Annotated in this window: 4 protein-coding genes; all 4 read right to left on the minus strand. The window is 53.8% G+C overall.

What is annotated here, in order from left to right; translation table 11 throughout:
- Positions 1-1,001, minus strand: a 1,001-nt coding sequence (locus tag OB13_RS08015) for a sulfatase-like hydrolase/transferase (protein ID WP_461489637.1), incomplete at its 3' end; no start/stop codon positions are given.
- A 142-nt stretch (positions 1,002-1,143) separates the two neighbouring features.
- A complete protein-coding gene (locus tag OB13_RS08020) occupies positions 1,144-2,841 on the minus strand; it encodes a beta-N-acetylhexosaminidase (protein WP_461489638.1) in 1,698 nt (565 codons plus the stop codon).
- 70 nt (positions 2,842-2,911) lie between these two features.
- Entirely contained in the window at positions 2,912-4,546 is a 1,635-nt protein-coding gene (locus OB13_RS08025; RefSeq protein ID WP_461489639.1) for a beta-N-acetylhexosaminidase, read from the minus strand.
- Between the two features lie 88 nt (positions 4,547-4,634).
- Complete coding sequence (locus OB13_RS08030) at positions 4,635-7,157, minus strand: beta-N-acetylglucosaminidase domain-containing protein (RefSeq protein ID WP_461489640.1); 2,523 nt, start codon at positions 7,155-7,157, stop codon at positions 4,635-4,637.
- Between the last annotated feature and the right edge of the window lie 209 nt (positions 7,158-7,366).

A 7,366-nucleotide genomic window follows, 5' to 3' on the forward strand; every position in this document is an offset into this window, starting at 1 on the left:
CCCGCCCTGAGCGGCAGGTTTTGTGTGTGCGCCTCGCCTCGTCCGGCATAGGCCAGGCTCAGCCCACCATTATCGCTCATGAAGATCACCACCGTGTTATCAGCTACGCCCTTCTTCTCCAGGTACTCCAGGATATCGCCCAGGCTCTTGTCCATGCCTTCTACCATGCTGGCGTAGATGGCGTCGGTTTTGCTCAGACCGGCGTCGAGGTACTTTTGCAGAAAGCGCTTGTCCGGGTCGTAGGGGTCGTGCACGGCGTAGTGGGCCATGTGCAGGAAGAAAGGCTGCTTGTTTTGAATGGGCGCCTCCAGTGTTTTGAGCGCTTCCCGCGTCAAGGCCTCGGTCAGGTAAGTATCCGATCCGAAGTACTCGGCCATATCCGGCACGGCATGGATATCGAGCGGCTTCCCGGGGAGATTGCCGTAGTTCTGCTCGCCCAAATAGCTGAGCGGACGCCCGGCCACGTGCCCGGCAATGTTCACCCCAAAGCCCAGGTTGTAAGGGTTAGCACCCGGCGTGCCGGCCGTGCCCCAGTGGCCTTTCCCCACGTGGATGGTCATGTACCCGTTCTCTTTCAGGATCTGCGGAAGCGGCGTGGCATGAGCCATTTTGGCAACGCCCGCTACCGGACTCAGGCCGTTCATGTTCCAGGCAGCGGAGTTCAACTGCTCATCCGGCGTATCGGAGTTGCGGTCTTTCCAGGGTGTCGTCCAGTTGGTGACGCCGTGGTGCGCCGCGTTCATCCCGGTCATCATACTTACCCGCGAAGGCGTGCAGACCGGCGTGGCATAGGCGTTTGCAAACTTTATCCCTTCCCGCGCCAGGCGCTCCATGTTAGGCGTTTGATAGCGCTTGTTCAGTGGGTAAGTCTTATCGCCAAAAGGCACAGACGTATCCATCCAGCCCATGTCATCGACCAGAAACACCACGATGTTAGGCCGCTGCGCCTGGGTGGCCAGTGCAGGAAGTATAAGAATGATGAATAGAAGAAGTCTCTTCATGTTGTATCTAAGTAAAGCGTAGGTGATGTATGATTTCACCTCTCAACTGCTTTTCTGTCAGCCCGATCTTTGTGAGAGATCTATTCCGAGTTCCGGATAGATTTCTCCTATCGCCGAAAGACAAAGAGCATAGGCCGCTGTTCTACTTCACCGGATTCGGCTCCACCTCCCGGTTGCCTTCGTGCGTTTGGCTCTGGTAGTACTGCGGGTGGAAGCGGATGCCTTTGGCCTCCCAACCAGGAAAATGCCAGCCGTTCAGGCGGTTCACAAAACTGTTAAAATCTTTCTTTTCAAGGGGCGTCCACAGGGCCTCGGCTATGGCAGGCAGGCGCGGCAAAAGCATGTACTCCAGGTGCGCTACCGAGGAGATAAACTCGGTCCAGATGTTGGCCTGCGCTCCCAGCACATACTTGCGCTCGGCTGCCGTTAAGGCCTCCGGGTGCGGGTTATATTGGTATACTTTCTCCAGCATGTTGATCGAGTAGCGGGCAGCAAAAGGCTCACCTTCCGGACCAGCCTGGTAGCGGTTAAAGTAGAGCGGATCGCTGGGCGTCATCACCACGTCGTGCCCCTGTTTGGCAGCGGCAATACCGCCCTTTTCCCCGCGCCAGCTCATTACCGTGGCCGAGGGTGCCAGCCCGCCTTCCAGGATCTCGTCCCAGCCCAGGAGCTTTTTATTGTGGGCCAGCAGGTATTGCTCCATGCGCCTGATGAAATAACTCTGCAGCTCCTCTTCGTTCTTCAATCCTTCTGCCGCCATTCTTGCCTGGCAGCGCGGGCACTTTTTCCAGTACGACTTGTCCACCTCGTCGCCGCCGATGTGGACGTACTCCGCCGGAAAGATGGCCCTCACTTCATCGAGCACGTCCTGCAAAAACAGGAAAGCGCTGTCGTTTCCGGCACAGTAGTTCAGGTTTACCTTGGCAGGGTCTGTCACGCCGTTCCAGAGGGCCGAGGTAGGCGCCTGCTGCTGGTGGCGCTCGCAGGAGAACTCCGGATAAGCCGTCAGCGCCGCGCCCGAGTGGCCGGGAATATCAATTTCGGGGATCACCGTAATGTGGCGGGCTTTGCCATAAGCCACTACTTCTTTGGCCTGCTCCTGGGTATAGTAGCCGCCATAGGTATAAGGTTTGCCTGTAAGGGGCTGCTGGTAGGTAGAATCGGGTTTGTAGTACACGCTGCCGGGGATCTCCTTTCGCCAGGCTCCTACGGAGGTCAGCTTCGGGTACTTTTTAATTTCCAGCCGCCAGCCTTCGTTATCGGTCAGGTGCCAGTGGAAGGTGTTCATCTTGTAGAGCGCCATCAAATCGATAAACTCCTTGACAGCTTCCACGGTGTAGAAATGGCGGCTCACGTCGAGCATCATGCCGCGCCAGCCGAAGCGGGGCGCGTCCGAGATTTCCATCGCTGGCACCTGCAAGGCCTCGTTAGTGCGCACGGCCGGCAGTGTCTGCAGCAGCGATTGCAGTCCGTAGAACACGCCCGCCGGGCTGTTGCCTTTGACAAGGATGGTCTCGGTCGACACGCTCAGTTTATACCCTTCCGTCCCCAGGTCTGCCATAGGTTCCACTTCGAAACGGATCGGCTTCGCCTTCTTTTTGTTCACGGGCAAGGTATAGCCCGACACTTCTTTGACGTGGTTGGCGAAGTAGGTTGCCAGGGCGGCCAGTTCTTTGTTGCTCCGCTTAAACTGGATGGACGTATTTTCATCAAGTATAAAATACCCTTCCTGCAGCTCCAAGCTAACAGGTTGCGGAATAATATGCACTTGTTGCGCCTCTGCCGGAAGTATAAACCCAAAGAGAAAGTATAAAACCAGTAAGGCTGGCCTGTTTTTCATGTGGTGCACGGTTAGCTAAAAGTATAAAGTATTGGCAGCAATGCATGCCGCTGCTCATACTCAAAGGTTATTACTGATTCTTCTTCTGTTCTTCCGCATCTGAGAGCGGGGCGAAATGAATGCCCTTTGCTTCCCATACCTTCAATAGCGGCGACAATGCTTTCTTGAACTGCTCGTAGTTTTTGTTCTCTGGCTGCGTCCAGCCTACCTCGGCATAAGCGGCCAGGCGCGGGAACACCTGGTAGTGCATTTCGCCCCGGGTCGGAATCCACTCGCTCCACATCTGGGAGCCGGTACCGATAATGTTCTGGTGGTATTCTTTTGCCAGTTCCTGCGGCACCGGATCGAAGCTGTAGGCTTTCTGCAGCGGGATAGCGCTGAAATTATAGTCCAGGTAGGTCATGGAGTGCAGCGAGTTTACCAGCTGGTAGCCTTTAGAGGCGGCCTGCGTGATCAGCTTCACATCGCCTTTCCAGAAGTGTACCACCACGTTTTTGGCCAGCTCGGTCTCGGCGTTCGCGTCGGCTTTTTTCTCCTCAAAGTCATGGTGGATGTTGATGCCCATAATCTCGTTCCAGCCCATCATACGGCGGCCATTCTCAGCGATATACTTCGAAATGTTGTTAGTGAAATGCACCTGCAGGTCGGCATAGGTTTTCAGGCCTTTCTCCTTCATGTAGGCGTTCACCTGCTTTGATTTTTCCCAGGCCTCGTAACCTACTTCATCCCCACCGATGTGAATTACCTGGGAAGGGAACAGCGCGAACACCTCCTGTAGCACGTCGTGGAAGAACTCCTGTACTTTAGGATTGGTCACGTCGTAGATGTCGTAGAAGCGACCGAATTTTACCGGTACCTCGATGTTCTGATTGTCGGTGCCAAGCCAGGGGTAGGAGGCGATGGCAGCGCTGGCGTGGCCCGGCATTTCGATCTCCGGCACCACATTGATGTGACGTTCTGCCGCATAGGCTACGATTTCTTTGATCTCCTCCTGGGTATAAAAACCACTATGCGGCTCCCCGGATTGCTTGTTGCTGTTCCACTTCTTCTCCCCAACTGCCGTGCTCTTTCTAACCGATCCAACCTCTGTCAGTTTCGGATACTTTTTGATCTCGATGCGCCAGCCCTGGTCGTCCACCAAGTGCCAGTGGAAAGTGTTCATCTTCAAGCGGGCCATCTCGTCCAGCAGCAGCTTTACCTCTTCTTTTCCTTTAAAGTGACGGGCCTCGTCGAGCATAAAAGCACGCCACTCAAAACGCGGCTTGTCTTCGATGGCAACTGCCGACAAAGTATAGCTTTCGCCCGAAGTATGAACGGCTTGCAGCAAGCTCTGAATGCCATAGTGGATGCCTGCGGCGGAAGCTGCTTTGATCGTCACCTGCGTTGGTGTTGCTGTTAACCTATACCCTTCATTGCCCAAATCTTTGGACAGCTTCTTATCCAGCTCCAGGCTGATGGTGTTCTTTTTCGCTTTCCCGGCATTGGTCGAGAGGTTCAGGTTATACTTCTCCTGCAGCGCCTTTCCCAGGAAAGCGGCTTCTTTCTCTGCCCCGGAAGTATACTGAATGGCTTTGGCACTGCCCAGCGCAAACTGCCCCTTTGCCAGTTCTATTTTGTTGGGTCTGGGGATGATATTAAGTTCCTGCGCGCCGGCCTCAAAGGCGACTACCAGAACCAATAGTAGAAGATATAAGATTTTTTTCATGGGGTGAGCGTTTGTTTAGAAGTATGGATTGTTTGGTGAACTATCGGTTTGAGCTGAAAATATGGCTTCTTATTCATCCTGTAGTTCCTTAACTGGCCGGCTCTTGTTTTACAAGTTCGTAGATGCGCACCGGCTGAGGGCTATCGGTTGAGAAAGTCAGCTTTGATACATTTTTGAGTTTGCTGCTATCGATCCGGATGTATCTGCCACTGCCACTGTAGATCGTTTGCTGCTTTCCATTCCGGCCGGGTGCAGTGATCCTGCAATTGGCACCATTATTTTTCAGGAGAACAACAAGTTCTGCTCCTCTCAATTCCTTCGGAAGCGTTACCGTGACCGGCTGCTGGTTGGTCAACGTCTGGTAGGTATGGATACTTCCGTCATGTGCAAAAATAGACTCGTCCGCTCCGGCTGTTGGCTTCACCTCCAGGCGGAACTCCTTCAGGTAAAAGTTCTGGCGTTTGTCGGAGGTGTTGCGGAAACGCACATACTTTATACTTTGGCCGGCGAGGTCTATACTTCCTTTGCCGCGCTCGGCGGTTGCTTCGGCTTTCGTCCATACTTTCCCGTCTTTGGATGTCTCGAAAACACCCCAGTTCAGCAGGTTATTGTTGCTCAGGTTAAAGTATAAAGTCTGCGCCTGAAGCGCTTCTGACGGTTTTAAACCGATGTACTCGCCGCCATCGAGGTAGGCCACCTCCAGCATAGGCGAGTAAGCAATGCCTTTGTTGTTGACCAGCAACGGTTGGTTAGCCAGCCTTTGCGATTGGCTGTAGCCTGCTGAAGCGTCGGAACTAGCTATACCTTGGTTTCCACCCATAAAGTGGTTACCGGTTATTTTGAAAACTTCCTCAACAAATGGCATGAGCACCAGCGATCCGGTTTTCACGCCCGGCTGGTAGGGGTTCTGGTTGAGCGTGGCGTCCACCGTCGCCATACTATCCAGCACAGCCTCTACACGCAGGTAATTGGCCCAGGCCGCCGCAGGGTTCAGGTTCATGCGGTTATCTACCATATCAATGGCATGCGTCCCAGCTTTACCAAGTAACTCGAACTGCAGCAACCACGGCGACAGCTGTTCTACCAGGCGCTTGTTCTGGCTTTTGCTTCGGATCTCGGATGGAGCCTTGGCTATACTTTCAAATTCTTGTTTTATCCTATTGGCTTCCGCCGCTGAAGGATGCAGCCCGTTTTTATAGGTTTCCAGGAATGTATCGATATAAGGCTTGATCTCCACGGACTCGTCACGACGGTAGCGGTGGCCGTTCGGGCCGGGGTCGCTGTTGTGGGCGTTGAAGGTGCGGAAAGCCTCCGGTGCCTCCGGCATCACGTACCTGTTTGCCGCCTCCCAGGCTTGCTGCGGATCATAGGCTTTCATGTTCCAGCTGTACAGAGCCACCCCAAAAATCGCCACCTTCGAGGCCTCGGCCTTGTCCATCGGATTCGATACAAAACCCGACATGTCGTGCGTCGTCTCAGTTTCAATGCCGTAGGAAGGGCCCATGAGCAGGTGGTTGCGCACATAGTCGCTTACCGGAAAATTCCACCACACATAAGCCGGGCGCTGAATGCGCTTGTTTACCCACTCCAGTCCTTCTTTAGTAATGTCGTGCACCACGGTGTTGCCCGTCCACATCACGTGGATGGCCGGGTCTAGCTGCTCACCCAGAATGTCGAGGTAGGTGCCGGGTTCTTTGTTTGCCCAGCCCTTGTTGTACTCGGTAGGGCACATGATGAGCGGGGCCACGTCCTTTTTCTTGTTGATGAACTGGCGCTGGATAAAGTTGAGCAGGTTGGCCTGCATTCTGGCATCCGTTCCGGCTCCGGAGATATCATCAAAGAAAACCGCAAAGGCGCGCACGCCCAGGTCATACATCTGGTTAAACTTGGTGATGATGGCGCTGCTGTCGGCCTGGTTCCACTGAATGTCTTTGCCCGGGTGGATGGCCCATACGAAATCTACTTTGTTGCGTTTTGCCTCCTGCACCAGCTCTCTTATTTGCTGCTCTTCCTGCGCAGGGTAGGGCTTGCGCCAGTTCGGAGAAGAGTGATAAGGATCGTCTTTGGGGCCGTAGATGTAGGTATTGAGCTTCAGTTTGCCGTAAAAGCGCAGCTGCTCCAGGCGGTCCTGGTGGCTCCACGGCTCGCCATAAAAGCCCTCCACCGTACCGCGGTAGGCCACATGCGGATAGTCAGTAATCGAAGCCTCCGGCAAGGTGATACTTCCGTTCTGCTCTTTCTGCACCAACTGTGACAGCGTCTGCACAGCATAGAAAACCGCGCGGTCGTCGGAGGCTTCTATATTGATACCTTCTGGCGTGATTACCAATTTATAGGCACCCGAACGCTGCAGCGATCCCTCCCCTTTCTTAAGCTTTTTTACCTGCAGCGGAAGCAACTTTCCCTTATCCGCCACCGGTACCACCGATTTGAGTAAGTCTAAGGTAGCCGCGTCCTTTTTAAAACCTTTTACTTTGTAGGCGTAAGCCGGCGTAAAACGCTGTTGGCTGATACTTGCCTGCTGCGGCTGCGGCACCACTTGTTGCGCCGTCGCGGCAAAGGAAATGAGCAGTAGAAAGGCAGCTAGGCTGCGTTGGATAAAGGTGAGCATATGGAATTTTGACTTTATTACTATTGCCCCTCAAAAGTCGGGAGATTATACTTTAATAATGAATTTCGCGAGTTTCCTTTATGCCCCCTTTGGAGGCAAGGCCAGCCCATTCTCTTTTTAGTCATCCTGAAAGGATCTTGGCAGCAAGTAGCAGAAGCTTAACCTCCCTTCTGCCAAGTTTCTTAACAGAATGACAGTGTTGTTTTGCA

The sequence above is a fragment of the Pontibacter sp. HJ8 genome, from assembly GCF_054824225.1.